General features: G+C 61.1%; 15 protein-coding genes and 3 riboswitches. Of the genes, 6 read left to right on the top strand and 9 right to left on the bottom strand.

The window, feature by feature from the left end; translation table 11 throughout:
- Nucleotide 1: 1 nt before the first annotated feature.
- The 4 genes from HB376_RS04440 to cobW form a co-directional block, all read right to left on the bottom strand.
- Nucleotides 2-529: a VWA domain-containing protein gene (locus tag HB376_RS04440; RefSeq protein WP_346730436.1), complete on the bottom strand. Its 528-nt coding sequence runs from the start codon at nt 527-529 to the stop codon at nt 2-4.
- Nucleotides 530-675: 146 nt separating this feature from the next.
- Nucleotides 676-1,674 carry an AAA family ATPase gene (locus HB376_RS04435; protein ID WP_346730435.1) on the bottom strand — a complete coding sequence of 333 codons (999 nt, stop codon included), beginning with the start codon at nt 1,672-1,674 and terminating at the stop codon, nt 676-678.
- The gene (cobN, locus tag HB376_RS04430; RefSeq protein ID WP_213762197.1) at nt 1,671-5,444 is read right to left on the bottom strand and encodes a cobaltochelatase subunit CobN; all 3,774 of its coding nucleotides are present in this window, start codon (nt 5,442-5,444) and stop codon (nt 1,671-1,673) included. Before cobN ends, HB376_RS04435 begins: the two co-directional genes overlap by 4 nt.
- Nucleotides 5,445-5,447: 3 nt before the next feature.
- A complete protein-coding gene (gene cobW, locus HB376_RS04425) occupies nt 5,448-6,536 on the bottom strand; it encodes a cobalamin biosynthesis protein CobW (RefSeq protein WP_213762196.1) in 1,089 nt (362 codons plus the stop codon).
- Nucleotides 6,537-6,707: 171 nt separating this feature from the next.
- Nucleotides 6,708-6,974: riboswitch (cobalamin riboswitch) on the bottom strand.
- A 159-nt stretch (nt 6,975-7,133) separates the two neighbouring features.
- A riboswitch (cobalamin riboswitch) is annotated at nt 7,134-7,440 on the top strand.
- Between the two features lie 181 nt (nt 7,441-7,621).
- On the opposite strand from cobW, the gene HB376_RS04420 reads away from it, so the two are divergent.
- The 4 genes from HB376_RS04420 to HB376_RS04405 are packed head-to-tail and all read left to right on the top strand — an operon-like array spanning nt 7,622 to nt 10,164.
- On the top strand, nt 7,622-8,017 hold the full coding sequence (locus HB376_RS04420; RefSeq protein WP_213762195.1) for a cobalamin biosynthesis protein: 396 nt from the start codon (nt 7,622-7,624) through the stop codon (nt 8,015-8,017).
- Nucleotides 8,017-8,619, top strand: coding sequence for a cob(I)yrinic acid a,c-diamide adenosyltransferase (cobO, locus tag HB376_RS04415; protein WP_213762293.1), 603 nt, complete (start codon nt 8,017-8,019; stop codon nt 8,617-8,619). Before HB376_RS04420 ends, cobO begins: the two co-directional genes overlap by 1 nt.
- Before the next feature lies 1 nt (nt 8,620).
- Nucleotides 8,621-9,919 carry a cobyrinate a,c-diamide synthase gene (locus HB376_RS04410; RefSeq protein ID WP_213762194.1) on the top strand — a complete coding sequence of 433 codons (1,299 nt, stop codon included), beginning with the start codon at nt 8,621-8,623 and terminating at the stop codon, nt 9,917-9,919.
- Nucleotides 9,916-10,164, top strand: coding sequence for a DUF1289 domain-containing protein (locus HB376_RS04405; RefSeq protein ID WP_213762193.1), 249 nt, complete (start codon nt 9,916-9,918; stop codon nt 10,162-10,164). Before HB376_RS04410 ends, HB376_RS04405 begins: the two co-directional genes overlap by 4 nt.
- 76 nt (nt 10,165-10,240) lie before the next feature.
- Here the strand turns inward: HB376_RS04405 and HB376_RS04400 are convergent, their stop codons facing one another.
- Together HB376_RS04400 and HB376_RS04395 are read right to left on the bottom strand one after the other, a co-directional pair.
- Nucleotides 10,241-11,008 carry a CbtA family protein gene (locus HB376_RS04400; RefSeq protein WP_213762192.1) on the bottom strand — a complete coding sequence of 256 codons (768 nt, stop codon included), beginning with the start codon at nt 11,006-11,008 and terminating at the stop codon, nt 10,241-10,243.
- An 8-nt stretch (nt 11,009-11,016) separates the two neighbouring features.
- Complete coding sequence (locus HB376_RS04395; RefSeq protein ID WP_255631152.1) at nt 11,017-11,250, bottom strand: CbtB-domain containing protein; 234 nt, start codon at nt 11,248-11,250, stop codon at nt 11,017-11,019.
- A 30-nt stretch (nt 11,251-11,280) separates the two neighbouring features.
- A riboswitch (cobalamin riboswitch) is annotated at nt 11,281-11,428 on the bottom strand.
- Between the two features lie 42 nt (nt 11,429-11,470).
- On the opposite strand from HB376_RS04395, the gene HB376_RS04390 reads away from it, so the two are divergent.
- Entirely contained in the window at nt 11,471-12,031 is a 561-nt protein-coding gene (locus HB376_RS04390; RefSeq protein ID WP_213762191.1) for a histidine phosphatase family protein, read from the top strand.
- A gap of 64 nt (nt 12,032-12,095) precedes the next feature.
- Here the strand turns inward: HB376_RS04390 and HB376_RS40775 are convergent, their stop codons facing one another.
- The 3 genes from HB376_RS40775 to HB376_RS04375 all read right to left on the bottom strand — a co-directional run bounded on the left by HB376_RS40775 (nt 12,096) and on the right by HB376_RS04375 (nt 14,151).
- Nucleotides 12,096-12,431: a hypothetical protein gene (locus HB376_RS40775; protein ID WP_255631151.1), complete on the bottom strand. Its 336-nt coding sequence runs from the start codon at nt 12,429-12,431 to the stop codon at nt 12,096-12,098.
- Nucleotides 12,432-12,520: 89 nt separating this feature from the next.
- The gene (gene lhpI, locus HB376_RS04380; RefSeq protein ID WP_213762190.1) at nt 12,521-13,492 is read right to left on the bottom strand and encodes a bifunctional Delta(1)-pyrroline-2-carboxylate/Delta(1)-piperideine-2-carboxylate reductase; all 972 of its coding nucleotides are present in this window, start codon (nt 13,490-13,492) and stop codon (nt 12,521-12,523) included.
- A 98-nt stretch (nt 13,493-13,590) separates the two neighbouring features.
- Complete coding sequence (locus HB376_RS04375) at nt 13,591-14,151, bottom strand: DUF2878 domain-containing protein (protein WP_213762189.1); 561 nt, start codon at nt 14,149-14,151, stop codon at nt 13,591-13,593.
- A 248-nt stretch (nt 14,152-14,399) separates the two neighbouring features.
- Here HB376_RS04375 and ppk2 point away from each other — a divergent pair, with 248 nt between their 5' ends.
- The gene (gene ppk2, locus HB376_RS04370) at nt 14,400-15,296 is read left to right on the top strand and encodes a polyphosphate kinase 2 (RefSeq protein WP_213762188.1); all 897 of its coding nucleotides are present in this window, start codon (nt 14,400-14,402) and stop codon (nt 15,294-15,296) included.
- Nucleotides 15,297-15,306: the final 10 nt, after the last annotated feature.

Here is a 15,306-nt window from a genome sequence, read left to right as displayed (position 1 = left end):
ACTAGCCGGAAGTCATGGAAGCGGCCGTACGGTACTCGGCTTGCCACGACTCGGCGAGCGTCATGCAACGCCCTAAACGCACCGCCTCACTCTCGAAATCGACGATGACAATCTGATCCGCTGCATCGGGACGCGATGGCGTTTCCGGACTGCGGCCGTCGGTCAGCAGCCACAGGAAACGCCGCTGCGAAGGGCGGCGACGTGCAGCCTTCAGAAGTACATTGGCGCCAGTGCGCACGCCCAGCGCGAGCGGCGTTCCTCCGCCGCCACCTATCGGCGCAAGCCAGCGATCGTTCCACCAATGTGCCGCCCCGGGTTCGCGACGCACTTGCGCCGTCGCACCGCCGAAGCAGACCAGCGCCACCTCTGCACGCTCGCGGTACGCCCGGTCGAACAACGCCACGACCAGTCCTTTAGCCAGCGCAAGCCGCTTGCCGCTAAGCATGGAGCCGGAGCAATCAAGCACGAAGCAATGCAGCGCGGTGCTGTCGCCTTGCTCGCGATGAAACCTCAGGTGCGTTTTATCCAAAGGATGATTGCGTTTCGCCAGCAGCGTTTGCAACCAGTCGATGCGAGCGCTCGCTTCCCCTGCGCGTGATCGTGTTCTACCCGGCGAGGAAGGTTCTAGCCATCGAAGGCGGCCGGGTTCGGCCTGTGCATCCGGTCTTCGATGGCTCAGGATTTTTTTGCTGCAAGCGGCCTTACGTTCTTGACTGCTGTGATGTCTACGGGCTCGGGAGGCATGTAGCCGAAGCTTGCTTCGTCAGTGTCTTTGGGACGTTGTTGTGGGCTAGGCTCAGAAGAGCCATGATCGCTAGCCGCGCTGCCATCCTTGCGCCGATGCAGCAACACCGACTCCGCCACGCGTTCAACGTGTTCCACGTTCACCGCTGAAGCTGCTTCAAAGGCTGCCAGCGCTCGCGCTGCGCGCAGCATGACGAGATCGGCGCGCAAGCCGTCCACATGAGCATTGATACATAACTCGCTGACGCGCGCGTGAACTGCGTCGTCGAATTCGAGCGTCAGAAGCGTCGCTCTGGCTTGGCGAAGCCTCAGGGCCAAGGCGGCTTGCTGCCCCGCAAACTGCGAGCGAAAAGCTTCCGGATTCGTATCGAATGCGAGACGCGCCTTGACGATCTCACGGCGTTTTTCAGCATCGAAACAATTCTGCAATTCCACCGCCAAGCCGAAGCGATCCAGCAATTGCGGCCTGAGTTCGCCCTCCTCCGGATTCATGGTTCCGACCAACACAAACCGCGCTTCATGCCGATGCGAAATGCCGTCGCGTTCGATCACGTTCACCCCACTCGCGGCTACGTCGAGTAACGGGTCCACGAGTTGATTGGGCAGCAGATTCACTTCATCGACGTACAACACGCCCTTATGCGCCCTCGCGAGCAAACCCGGCGAAAAGCGCACGCCGCCGTCGCGCAAGACAGCTTCGATATCCAGCGAACCGATCAACTGTTCTTCGCTTGCCCCCAGCGGCAAAGTCACGAACTGCCCTTCGGGCAGCAGTTCGGCAAGCGCGCGCGCAGTCGTCGATTTCGCGGTCCCACGCGGACCGCTGACCAGCACGCCGCCCAGTGCCGGATCGACCGCGGCGAGTAAAAGTGCTTGCTGCAAGGGTTCTTGTACGACCAATGCGGCAAACGGGAAGATGAATTCGTTCACGTTCGTTGCCCTTCGAGTTGCTGTTCGGCGTCCAGCAGATGGCGTTCGATCTGGTCCTGATACGCGCCTGGACTTTGCCATAAGCCGCGCTGCATCGCTTCGGTCAAACGCTCGCAGATCGAGTGCAGCGCGTGCGGATTATGCTGCTGCATGAACTCGCGCGTGTCAGCGTCGTTGACGTAGGCATCGGCAACAAGCGCGTACTGATGATCCGATACGACCCGCGCGGTGGCATCGTAACCAAACAGATAATCTACTGTTGCCGCGAGTTCCGAGGCACCCTTGTAACCATGCCGCTTCACGCCGTCGATCCATTTCGGATTGACTACGCGCGAGCGGATCACGCGTGAGATTTCTTCCTGCAACGTGCGGATGCGGGGCGCGGCCGGATTACTGTGATCGGGGTTATACGCTTGCGGCTGGGTACCCGAAAGATGCCGCACGGCCGCCACCATGCCGCCCTGGAACTGGTGATAGTCGTTCGAATCCAGCAGGTCGTGTTCGCGGTTGTCCTGGTTCTGCACCACCACGTCGATGGTCGACAAGCGCGCGCCAAAGGTGTCGCGGGCCTCAACGCCATCGCCCTTTTGCGAATACGCATAACCGCCTGAACTTTGGAAACCGCGCGCAAGGTCAGCGTCGTTTTGCCATTGCTTGGCGTCGATCATTTCCTGCAAACCCGCGCCGTATGCGCCCGGCTTCGTGCTGAATACGCGCCAACCCGCGCGCAAGCGCGCTTCCTTTTCATCCAGCCCGCGCGCCATGTGTTCGTCGCGTTCACGCATGATGCGCGCACGGATCGGATTGATGTCTTCGGCTTCATCGTTGAGTTCGGCCACGGCTTGCACAGCGGCGTCGAAGAGATGCATCAGGTTGGCGAACGCATCGCGGAAAAATCCCGACACACGCAGCGTCACGTCAATGCGCGGGCGATTGAAAATGGTGATAGGCAGGACTTCGAAATCAGTCACGCGATTGCTGCCCGCCGCCCACTTCGGTCGCACGCCGATCAGCGCCATGGCTTGGGCGATATCGTCACCTCCGGTGCGCATGGTGGCCGTGCCCCATACAGACAAGCCGATCGCGCGCGGATAGTCGCCGTGCTCCTGAAGGTGGCGTTCGATCAGCAGGTTGGCTGACTTCAGGCCGAGCGTCCACGCAGCGCGCGTTGGCACGGCGCGGGTATCGACGGAGTAGAAATTGCGGCCAGTCGGCAATACGTCCGGCCTTCCACGCGATGGCGATCCGCTCGGGCCCGGCGGCACAAAACGCCCGTCGAGACCGCGTTGAAGCTGCTTTAACTCTTGCGGGCCGCAAGCGTCGAGCCGCGCGAGCAGGTCGCCGTTCAGGCGTTTGAGTACCTGCGAAGTGTTCGGCCCCGCCGCATCGGATGGCCGGTCGAGCAACGACGTTGCGAGCAGTTCGAGACGCTCGCGGGTGTCGCCATGATGGCGCCACGGTGCATCGATCACCGTTTCGAGTTCAGCGGGACGAGGACCTGTCCACGGCGCGCTCCAGTCGGCATCGAGGGGATCGAACGTGTCGCCCAGATTCAAGTCGCGAGCCAGTGCAGTGAGCACGCTTGCGTTCGCGCCTTGCGCGTCGCCGGTTGGATAACGGCCGAGGGCAAGCAGGGTATCGCGGCGTTGCACGCCTTGCGGCGACGCACCGAACACATGCAGGCCATCGCGGATCTGAGCCTCCTTGAGCTCGCATAAATATGCGTCGGCACGGGTCAGTAACGCATCCTCAGTATTGGAATCGCGAGGTTTATCGAGTCCGAGTTCCTCATGCAGCCGATGTTCGACAATGCTCGCCAGAATCGTCTTGCGCAGGAGTTTCGCGCGGCGCGGGTCGACCATCAGCGCTTCATAATATTCGTCGACCTGACGCTCCAGATCCTGCAGAGGACCGTAGTTTTCAGCGCGCGTGAGCGGCGGCATCAAGTGGTCAATGATGACCGCCTGCGCCCGCCGCTTCGCCTGGCTGCCCTCGCCCGGATCGTTGACAATAAAAGGATATAGATGCGGCATGGCGCCCAGCGTCAGGTCAGGCCAGCACGACGCGCTCAATGCAACGCTCTTGCCCGGCAGCCATTCAAGGTTGCCGTGCTTGCCGACGTGAACGATCGCATCCACGTTGAATCGCAGCCGCAGCCAGAAGTAGAAAGCGAGATACGCGTGCGGCGGCACGAGTTCCGCGTCGTGATAACTCGCGTAGTCGCCACGCTCACGCGAGCGCGCCGGCTGGATGCCGATGAACACATGCCCGCAGCGCCAGCCCGCGATCATGAAGCGGCCGCGACGGATCGTGGGGTCGCTTTCGGGCGGACCCCAGCGCGTATTCAACTCCTGCTGGACGTTGTCCGGCAGCTTGTTGAAAGCGTCGAGGTAGTCGTCAAGCGCGAGGCTTTGCAACGCGGGACGCAAGTCGCGAACCACGGGATCATTCGTCACGCCCGAGGTCAGCGCGTGCATCAGCGCGTCACCATCGGCGGGAATGTCATCCACGCGATACCCTTCGTTAGCGAGCATCGAAAGGATATTGACGACAGATGCGGGTGTATCAAGACCCACGCCATTGCCGATGCGGCCTTCACTCAGCGGGTAATTTGCGAGCACGAGTGCGATGCGTTTGTCGGCGTTCGCGAGTTGCCGCAAGCGACACCAACGTTTGCTCAACTCAGCCACGAAACGCACTCGCTCAAGGTCGGGCTGATATCGCACGACATCGACTTGGGTGATCTTGCATCGATACGCGAGTCCCTTGAAGCTGATCGCGCGCGTGATGATGCGGCCGTCGACTTCCGGCAGGGCGACATGCATGGCGACATCACGCGAATTCAGCCCGTGGTTGTCTTTCAGCCAGTCTTCACGATTGCCGCCGCTGAGGATAACTTGCAGTACCGGCGCGTCGCCCGCGAGTTCGAAAGGCACAGGGTCGTCTATGACGCCGGCTGCGAACGAGGTCGTGTTCAGCACCAGCGACGCCCCGTGATCCGCGCAAAGCTGCTGCACGACTTCGCGGCTCAACGGGTCTTTTAGCGACGCCATCGCGATCGGCAGCGGGTTAAGGCCGTGAGCTTCCAGGGCCTCGATCAACGCATCGAACACGTCCGTATTACCGGACTGCAGATGGGCCCGATAGAACAGCACGGCGACCACGGGCGCACCTTGAATCCAACGTTTTTTCCAGTCGTCAATGGTCGCGATCTGCCGCGCCGGATGATAGATTGCCACTGTCGGCAACGGGCTCGGCGCATGCGCTTCACGCCCATACCCCAACGCCCGAAACGCGATGCAACGAAGAAACTCTTCAGCATTTTTCGCACCGCCCTCACGCAGATACCGCCAGAGTTGATCGCACAATTCGGGCTCGGCCGTACTCTTCGCAACGAGGTTCGGATCTTCCTGCAGATCGCCGGAAAACATCACGAGCATCTGGCCGTTGCGGCGCGCAAGCGCGGTAATGCTCTCGATTCCGTAAGGCCAGTATGCTTCGCCGCCAAGGTGATCGATAACGATCACCCGTGCATGTCTCAGCACGTCGTCGACGTAAAAATCTACCGATGCCGGTTGCCGCAAGAACGCCTGATTTGCCAGCCGCAGCGCCGGAAAGTCCGCTTCCAGATGCGGCACGACGCTCGCGAGAAGCGAGAGCGTGGTATCGGCAGAGCTGAGCACAACGATCGGCGCAGGCGTCTGGTCGATACGCATGACGCCGGCTGCGTCGTCGACAAAACCGCCGGGCGTCGTGCGTAGCAGATGCATGGATCAGGCCTGCACGGGTGCGTTGGCGAGCGCGGCAACCAGCGCTTGTTGCAGACGCGGCTGATCGAGATCTTCACCAATCAGCACGAACCGGCTGGTCTCGCTGGCTGCTTCGGCAGCAGTCCAGCGGCGGTCGAAGTAGGTATCGAAACGCTGGCCTACACCTTGCACGACCAGCCGCATGGGCGTGCCCGGCAACGCCGCAAAACCCTTCACCCGATAGATCGTGTTGGCATCGACCAGCGAGCGCAATGCGGAGACCACAGCCTCGCGCGACTCGACCCGCGCTTCCACCACGACTGAATCGAAATCGTCGTGATGATGATCGGCGTGCCCTTCGTCGTCGACGGAACCATGATGGTCGACACGCAGATGAATAGTCGTTTCCGATGCTGCCTCCAGCCCGAGCAGCGCATGCAGATCGAGCTGACCCATCTGCGCCGGCACGATCTTGACGCCCGCCGGAATCTCGCCGCGAATCAACGTTTCCGCCGCGCGTTGCTGCGTTTCATCGATCAGATCGGTCTTGTTGAGAATCACCAGGTCCGCTGAAGCGAGTTGATCTTCGAACAACTCATGCAGCGGCGATTCGTGATCGAGGTTCGGGTCGGCGCGGCGTTGTGCGTCGACAGCCTGCGGGTTCGCCGCGAACTGGCCGCTTGCGGCAGCGGGGCCATCGACAACAGTCACGACGGCGTCCACGGTGAATGCATTCTTGATGGACGGCCAGTTGAAAGCCTGCACGAGCGGCTTGGGCAACGCGAGGCCGGAGGTCTCGATCAGCACATGATCGATCTGATCGCGCCGCTCGACGAGTTGTTCCATCACCGGATAAAACTCTTCCTGCACCGTGCAGCAAAGACAGCCGTTCGACAGTTCATACAGATTCGGTTGATCAGTGACGCTTTCATCCTCGCAACCGATGTTGCAGCCCTTCAGGATTTCGCCGTCTATGCCGAGTTCTCCGAACTCGTTCACGATCACCGCGATCCGCAGCCCTTTCGCGTTTTGCAGGATGTGCCGCATCAACGTGGTCTTGCCGCTGCCGAGGAAACCCGTTACGACCGTGACCGGAATTTTGCGCATTTGCATCCGTTGCTCCGTGCTATTGATTGGCTGCTTGCTGCCGGAATGCGTGGTCCTTTGCCGCCCAAGGCGAACAATAAAATGCGCTCACAAGCGTCGCAATGCAGGACGGCAATCCGGAAAAAGCATGGTGAAAAGTATCGAGCATATGCCGCATCCCCGCGACAAACGCCCGCTTCAGGTGTTACTCGTTCCGGCCGGTATCCGGGCTGGCGAAAATGCCGCTTCACCTTCCCGCATGACATGGGCATGCAGTGGTTTTTCGAAGGCGGCTTTACCGCGCGAGTGGCGTGAATCAGGGTAAAACCACGTCGCGCGATTTTCGTTTACCGTTGCGGGGGCAGCGCAGGTTGGCATGGCCGGGGTTCCGGCAACGCTTCCTGCTTCCCGTTTAACTGCGCGCAGCAGAGACCACGCGCGAGCACCAGAAAACTACCGCGAAGTCTAGGCTGATGGGGGATTAGCGTCAAGGTTCGGGCGGGGCATGCAAGCGGGTTTAACCCGTCCCTGCAAACGCGCGCTTGCGCTATTGCGAGCGCGGAAAACCTGCGCCGCCGCCGGTTCCAGCCTGTAAAAGCCCAGCGCAACCGACACCCGCTGTGCTATCTTTGGCCCGCGTCTGGTGCTCACGCGCGCTTTTCCGGCGCGCGTAGTTAAACGGGAAACAGGATGTGCACGCGCGTATTTTCGAGGCTCAAGGCTCACGCTTCATGCCCAATGCGCCGTGTCGACGAAACCTGTGCTGTCCCCCGCAACGGTACGCGACCCGCGCTCGCTTCGACTGACTCTCATTTCTGGCTGTCATCGAACCGTGCGCCCATTTCCTCCACAGCCACTGCTCCGACGAGCGGGAAGGCGAGCGGAATGCGGTCGCCAAGCCCGGATACCGGCCAGTCGCCAAGTGGCGCGCTTTAGCTTTAACAGCGCGCTGGACGCCACATCCGCGAGGGACGGATGAAGGACGTAATGCTTATATCGTCGTACATGAATCCAATTTTTCAACGCTTGCGCTCAGTATCGAGCTCGACCCAGCGGCCGTCTTTCAGCGGTTTTGCTTACATGTGTCCGGGCTGTGCGAACCGAGCGCCATCATGAGCACATGGGTCATCGGCATAGGCTGCCGGCGCGGTGTAAGCGTCGAACAGATTCATGCCGCCGTGTTCGCGGCGCTGGGGACGCGGCCGCTGGCGAGCATTCGAGCGCTGGCATCGATCGATAGCAAGAAAGACGAAACCGCCCTGCTCGAATTCGCCACTCACCACGGGTTGCCGCTGCAGTTTTTTTCGAAGCGGGACATCGCGCAGGTTGAAACCAGCATGTCGGGACGGGTTCAGGCGCTGCTTGGTATCGACGGCGTCTGCGAACCGTGTGCATTGCTGGCATCGCGTAATGGGCGAATCATAGTGCCGAAAAGAGTGACCGATGGCGTGACCGTCGCCATAGCCGAAGACGGCTCGGAACAACAGACTGACAACGAGAGAACATGATGAAAACGGACGAAGAATCGCATCTACGCATGACCCAGCGACGCAAGGAAGGTCACGAGAAAAAGCAGGCCGCCGCCGCGCGCGAGAAGGGCCTCCTGATCGTCAATACGGGCACGGGCAAGGGTAAGACCACCGCGGCGTTCGGCATGGCCGTACGCGTGCTCGGACACGGCATGCGGCTCGGCGTGGTTCAGTTCATCAAGGGCGCGCTGCATACGTCCGAACGCGATTTCCTCGGCGCAATTGCGAACTGCGATTTCATCACCATGGGTGACGGCTATACGTGGGACACGCAGAACCGCGATGCCGATATCGCGACGGCTCGCCGAGGCTGGGACGCCGCGCGCAAGATGATTGAAAGCGGCGAGTATCAGATGGTCGTGCTCGACGAGCTGTGCACGGTGCTCAAATACGAGTACCTGCCACTCGACGAAGTGCTCGCGGTGCTCACCGCGCGGCCCGAGATGCTGCATGTGGTTGTGACGGGCCGCCATGCGCCCGAGGCGCTGATCGAAGCGGCCGATCTCGTGACGGAGATGCGTCCGATCAAGCATCCGTATCGCGAGCAAGGGGTGAAGGCGCAACGCGGCGTCGAGTTCTGACGTGCGCGCCTGCCCCGCTTTATTCATCAGCGCGCCCGCGTCGAACCAGGGCAAGACCACCGTCACAGCCGGGCTCGCGCGCTATCACGCACGGCTTGGCCTGCGGGTGCGGGTCTTCAAGACCGGCCCCGACTTTCTCGATCCGATGATCCTCGAACGCGCGTCCGGCGCGCCGGTGTATTCGCTGCATTTGTGGATGGTCGGCGAAAGCGGCTGCCGCGCGCTGCTCGCGCAAGCAGCAGAGGAAGCCGATTTGATCCTGATCGAAGGCGTGATGGGCCTCTTCGACGGCACGCCCAGCAGCGCCGATCTCGCGGCCACGTTCGGCGTGCCGGTGCTCGCCGTGATCGGCGCGCACGGCATGGCGCAGACCTTCGGCGCAATGGCGTTCGGGCTCGCGCGCTATCGCGCGGATCTGCCCTTCCACGGTGTGCTCGCCAATCGCGTGGCGTCGGCACGGCATGCGCAAATGCTGAGCGAAGCCATTCCAGAAGGCATTCGATACTGCGGGCATCTGTCGAGCATCGACGACATTGCGCTACCCGGGCGGCATCTGGGCCTCATGCAGGCAGCGGAGGTGGCCGACATCGATGCGCGGCTGGATCGGGCAGCAGACGCCATCGGCGAGACGACGTTGCGCGAGTTGCCGCCCGCGGTCATGTTCAATTACGCCGCCCTTGAACAGCCGCCGCGTTTGCTGGAAGGCATGCACATCGCCATTGCCCGCGATGCTGCGTTTTCGTTCATCTACCCTGCTAATCTCGATCTGCTGGAGGCGATGGGCGCAACGCTCGCGTTTTTCTCCCCCCTCGCCGATGAACCCGTTCCCGCGCATGCCGATGCGCTTTATCTGCCGGGCGGATATCCGGAACTGCACGCGGCCCGGCTTGCAGCGAACGCAGCGAGCGCGGCCTCGATTCGCGCGCACGTTGAGGCGGCCAAAACGGTAGTCGCGGAATGCGGCGGCATGCTGTATCTGCTCGATTCGCTGACGGATATCGAAGGTTCGCACCATGCGATGCTTGCCCTTCTGCCCGGCCAAGCGAAGATGCAAAAACGCCTGGCCCGGCTCGCCATGCAGCGTGTTGAAAGCCGCCACGGCACCCATACCGGCCACACCTTCCACTACTCGTCGATGACGACCGGCATGTCGCCGGTGCTCACCGCGACGCACGCGACTACCGGCGTGGAAGGCGAGGCGATCTATCGACACGGCCCGATCACGGCTACCTACATGCACACTTACTGGCCGACAAATCCGGTGGCCGCCGCCGCCCTCTTTCGCGGCGAAACGCTATGACAACGCCTACGGAACTGCCGATGGAAATAGACGTACCGCTCGAACTCACGTTCACCATCGAGCGCGCCAGACAGCTTCAACCCGTCGGCTCGCCGTGCACGGACGTATGCCGGCTCGACAAGACCACGGGTCATTGCGAAGGCTGTTTCAGAAGCCGCGAAGAAATCAAGGCATGGAAAACGATGGCCGACGGCGACAAGCTCGCCCTGTTCGATACCCTGCTTGCACGCAAGAGCGCGCTATGAAAAAGAGGCGGCCCGCAAGCCGCCTCTCATTGGATCCGCACTAAAGCCCTAACGCACTAAAGCACTAACGAAGTGCTCAGGCCGAAGCAATCCTCCGGGCCGGCACCTGTTCCATTTCACGTTGCGCGAGCGCGCCGAAGAGCAAACCGAGCGTGGTCCAGATCACCGCCTGAATACCGATTGCCGCCACCCGGAACTTCCACAGCAGCGTCGCTGAAAACAGTTTCGGCACTTCGTCGATCGGAGGCAGCGCAAGGTACGCCAATCCCATCAGCACGATATACACGGCAACGGAGATCAGCACCGCGTTCCAGTTGCCGTGGCGCGCTTGCAGCCGACGCTGCAGCCGCACAGCAAACACGGCCACGATCAGCGAGATCGCGACCATGCCGAAAAACAGCGCGGTCCGTGCGCCGATAGTGTCAGGATTGCCCACGGAAGGCGGATTAGGCGGGTACTTGAGGAACGGCACGATCGCGACGGTCACGAAGCCGAACAAGCCGAGTAACGCCGACGTGCCGCGTGCGCGCAAAGCGCCGAGCCGCGCATACGAAAAAGCGAACACGAGCGAGAACAGGCCGCCCAATGCTGTCCCGAACACGCAGACACCGGTCAACAATCCCAGCCCCGCTTGTGTGCCGCGACTGACGAGTTCGACGTCGTCGGCGGGATCGTGTGGATGCCCGGCCGCTGCGTCCGCTTGGTCGCGCAGCTTGTCCTGCTGCGACTCGAAAGCAATCGCGCGATCAACCGCAGGCTCACCAAAGGTTTTAGCAACGCAAAAGCCGAGCAGGCCCGCAACAAGTCCCGCGATCATGCCGCGTATCAAAAGATTTCGGATCATGGTCGGTCTCAGTGGCAGGGAAAGCCGAGCAGATGGCGACCGTCGTGGACAAACTCGTGGATATACATGCCCTGGAAGATCGAAGTCGCGCCCTGTTCGGCACCGACAAAATAAATCGCGATCAGCAAAAGCAGGCCGATAAAGACAGCCCAGGGCAACACTTCACGCACCGGAATGGGTATGGGTGCATCAAATGCGGGATTATTGCCGGACAAACCGGCGGCTACGGCAGGATGGTTCATGAACGACTCCAAGGGAATGCGCGTCCCGTAAGACAAAAGAAAGGCTGCAGCGGGGGTCTGACTTGCAGATGCTGAACGAAGGCTGAAGCGTTATCAGTCCCATTCGACATCTGCTCACAGTGGCGCGACCGTGCCGGGTTTTCACCGGCTTCCTCGCGCTGCAAGCTTGTCATTCTAAAATGAGTGAGTGGAATGTAAAGCAATCTATTAATCGAGCGCCATGAAAACCGAAATTATCTTGCTGTGCCACGCGACCACGCACGCCATGAAAACTGGCTCGTTTCCGAGTACCGGCGACGCCATCGATGAGCTTGAGTTATCCCGGCTCCCACACCTTGCTTCGATGTTTCAACCGGATCGCGTCGTCACCAGCCCGGCACACGCTGCCATGCAAACGGGCCAAGCGTTCGAAACCACGACGAGCGTTGACGCGTCATGGAGCGACCTGGATTACGGTCTTTGGCAAGGCCGTCCGATCCGTGAGATTCATGATGAAGACGCGGCCGGATTAGGCGCATGGCTTTCCGAACCAGGCAGCGCGGCGCATGGCGGCGAGAGCCTGGAAGCCCTTCAAACAAGGGTATGGGGCGCGCTGGAGAGCAATCGAGAGACGGGAGTCACGCTGATCGTGACGCATGCAATCGTGGTCAAGACCGTGCTGGCGAGCGTGCTGGAAGCGCCGCTTACGGCAATCTATTGCATGGACCTGGAACCACTTTCGGCAATCACGCTGACCCGCTCAGGCGAAGCATGGCGCCTTCGATGCAAGTCTTCCGTATGATAAAGACACGCCGTTCTTACCAGGAACATGAACACCCGGAGTAACGCTGCAAGCGCGCAAGCAATCAGCCCTTCGCTCCGCGCGCCATGCGCTGAAGCGTCGAAGAATCGATCGCGCCCGCGCAGATCCTGATCGCTTCTTTCAGCGTGCGGGGACGGCCCATTGCAAAATGCGCTTCAAGAATCGCGATGGCGCGAAGCCGTTCGTCATTGCCGAGCTTCTCGCCCGTCGCCAGTTCGAGCACCGAGATGAAGTACGTCGCCGGTGGCGTAGCGCGAGACGGCGCCGTTGGCGTGGCTGCGGGTATCGCGTCTGACCATGCCTGTTTTGCAATGGTTGCTACATCGGACTGGCCGCGCCAGTCCGTTTCTCTCAGTTCAAATTCGTTTCGACTAGTCATCAATCAAGCCCTGAAATAATCCTCGGATCACCCTATGCTAGTTAGCAAGGACTATTCCAGCTTGATACGAGGGCGCGTGTCTCAGCTTGTCAACCTGCTTCGAGCATCGCCCGGGCGACCCTGCACGCAGCCAGATCCCACGCCGCGCATCCAACACTCTTGAACACGACTGGCCGCTTGATTGCTGAATCAACAGCCTGAACGCTCAACGCACTGGCAAGCGGCCGTACCTCATCCCAGTCGATACCCGCCTGAATCAGGTCCCCCGCCTCATGCCGCGCGCCGGCCAGATCGTCCACGAACACATCGCTCGCAAGCACCGTCGATGCCGCGATTTCAGCCGCATCAGGCGTGAATGCGCCCACTCCGATCAAGAGCCTGCCCTCGATGGGCGGCAGCGTATAGACCGGCGTCTTGCTGGTGGTCGTCGCGATAACGACGTCGATCGACGCAGGAATATCAGCGTCCTTTAGCGCACTCAATTTCGTCGATAACCCCGCATGCTCCGCACAAAACGCTTCGGCGCGTTCGGCCCGCGAGCCCTGCACGATGATCTTCGCGGCCGGATAAAGCGCGCTCAGCGCCTCGACGTGATACATAGCCTGCTTGCCCGTGCCGATGATCAACACGGCCGAGGGCTCGCGCCCGAGCAGCGCCTGGATGCCGATCATGGTGACCGCGGCCGTGCGGCGGCCGGTTACCGTGGGACCGTCCAGCATGAAGAGCGGCACACCGGTCGCAGCATCGAAAGCCGTGACCTGGCCGTGAATGGTCGGCAACCCGAGCGCACCGTTCTTCGGACACACGTTGACGAGCTTGTGCATGGCGAGATCGGCGGCGGCAGCGGGCATCGAGAGCATCACGGCGCCGTCGCGAAGCGGCACCACCATGCGCTCGGGGCTCGTGATAAGGCCATCGGCATAGTCGAGCATGGTGAGCTTCAGGGTATCGACGAGGCGATCGAAGGGCAGCAAGCGCGCGGTTTGCGCGTCGTCGAAACGGGGCAGCGAAGAAGGCAGCGAAGAAGGCAGCGAAGCGGGAAGCGAAGAGGTATCGGTCATGGCGGTCAAAGGAGAATGCCGTTGGCAACGACAACGGGGCATTCTAAAGGCAAACAAAATACGCGCCGGCCTCGATTTCCACTGACCCTCAGCCGCAATCAGTGAACTCCATCCCACCGCCGCGACAGCAGGATCATCACCGGCATCAGGATTGCCCAGCCGATAGCCAGCACGATCGTCGCGGGCCATGGCTGCGCAAAGCGTACCGCGCCGAGCGCTGCGCCGGCGCGAAACGACATTGGTCCGGCAATGGCGCCGAGCACCGAAGCAAGCAGCATGCGTTGCTTGAGCCAGCCGAACGCGGTGTTGAACTGGGCCGCGAACAGCGCCCATAATGCAAGGATCCAGTCAGGTGCGATACCCGGAAACACGATGCCGTTCGGATACTCGAGCAGCCCGGTGGCGACCGGCACGCTCTCCCAGATCGCGCCCACCACCAGCACACTGACCAGCAGCTTGAACTCCTGCAACGGTCGCTCGACCCGCGCCAGATGCACGCCGAGGAGCACAATGGTTGTTGCCACGCCCATCCACGGCACGTCGCGTGCGGCGCTCAGTACACAGGCAAACCAGCCGAGCTGCCCGATCACGAAGTAGACGTAGGGCGCCCAGCGTTCGGCCGTTGATGGGTGCCGCGTGCCAGTGGACGAGTCGTGCATGCGGTTTCCGGTTTCCGGGCAAAGTGCGCAATTGATAACGCTACCGCATATCGCGGCCGGCCGTTCACGCATGGCGCTCGCGGATAAGCGGATCATTCGTCTAACCGTTGCTTCGTTTTTGACGCTCCTGTCGTAACATTCCTGAAATTATCGGGCCGGATAATCGATAATTTGCAGGATTGCCGGGTTTTGTATCGCCTGCAGGGACGAGTCAACGCGGTCAACACGCCCAACCAACGGAGCTTCCCATGATTTCGCAGGATAAACAGCGCCGCTTCGAAGAAGACCTGATCGACAGTTACGACGAAGAACTCGAGATGGAAGTCGACGACCGCATCCTCGACGGCGAGGGCGCGTTTTCCGCCGAAGCGCGCGAGCAGCGCAAGATCTACTTTCGCGAACTGTTCCGCCTGCAAGGTGAACTCGTCAAGCTGCAGGACTGGGTTGTCGCCAGCGGCCACCGGCTGGTGGTGATCTTTGAAGGACGCGACGCCGCCGGCAAGGGCGGCGCGATCAAGCGCATCACGCAGCGGCTGAATCCGCGGGTTTGCCGGGTCGCTGCCTTGCCCGCACCGAACAATCGCGAACGCACCCAATGGTATTTCCAGCGCTACGTTTCGCATCTGCCCGCGGGCGGCGAGATCGTGCTGTTCGACCGCAGCTGGTACAACCGGGCGGGCGTGGAACGCGTGATGAATTTCTGTACCGACGCCGAGTACGAAGAGTTCTTTCGCTCCGTGCCGGAATTCGAAAAGATGCTCGCGCGCAGCGGTGTGCAGATCCTGAAGTACTGGTTCTCGATCACCGACGACGAACAGGAAGTTCGCTTCCAGGCGCGTATTCAAGATCCGTTAAAACAGTGGAAGCTGAGTCCGATGGACCTGGAAAGCCGTCGTCGCTGGGAAGCCTATACGCACGCGAAGGAGGAGATGCTGAACCGCTCGCATATTCCCGAAGCGCCGTGGTGGGTCGTGCAGGCCGTGGACAAGAAACGCGCTCGGCTCAACTGCATTCACCATCTGCTGAGTCAGGTGCCGTATCACGAGATCGAGCACCCCACGATCGAATTGCCCGACCGCGTGTACAACGAAGATTACCTGCGGCAGCCCGTGCCCGAAAGCATCATCGTGCCGGAAATATATTGAGCGATAAAAG

The organism is Caballeronia sp. dw_19 (assembly GCF_018449515.1).
Lineage (GTDB): Bacteria > Pseudomonadota > Gammaproteobacteria > Burkholderiales > Burkholderiaceae > Caballeronia.
This window is presented reverse-complemented; position numbering and strand designations above follow the sequence as displayed.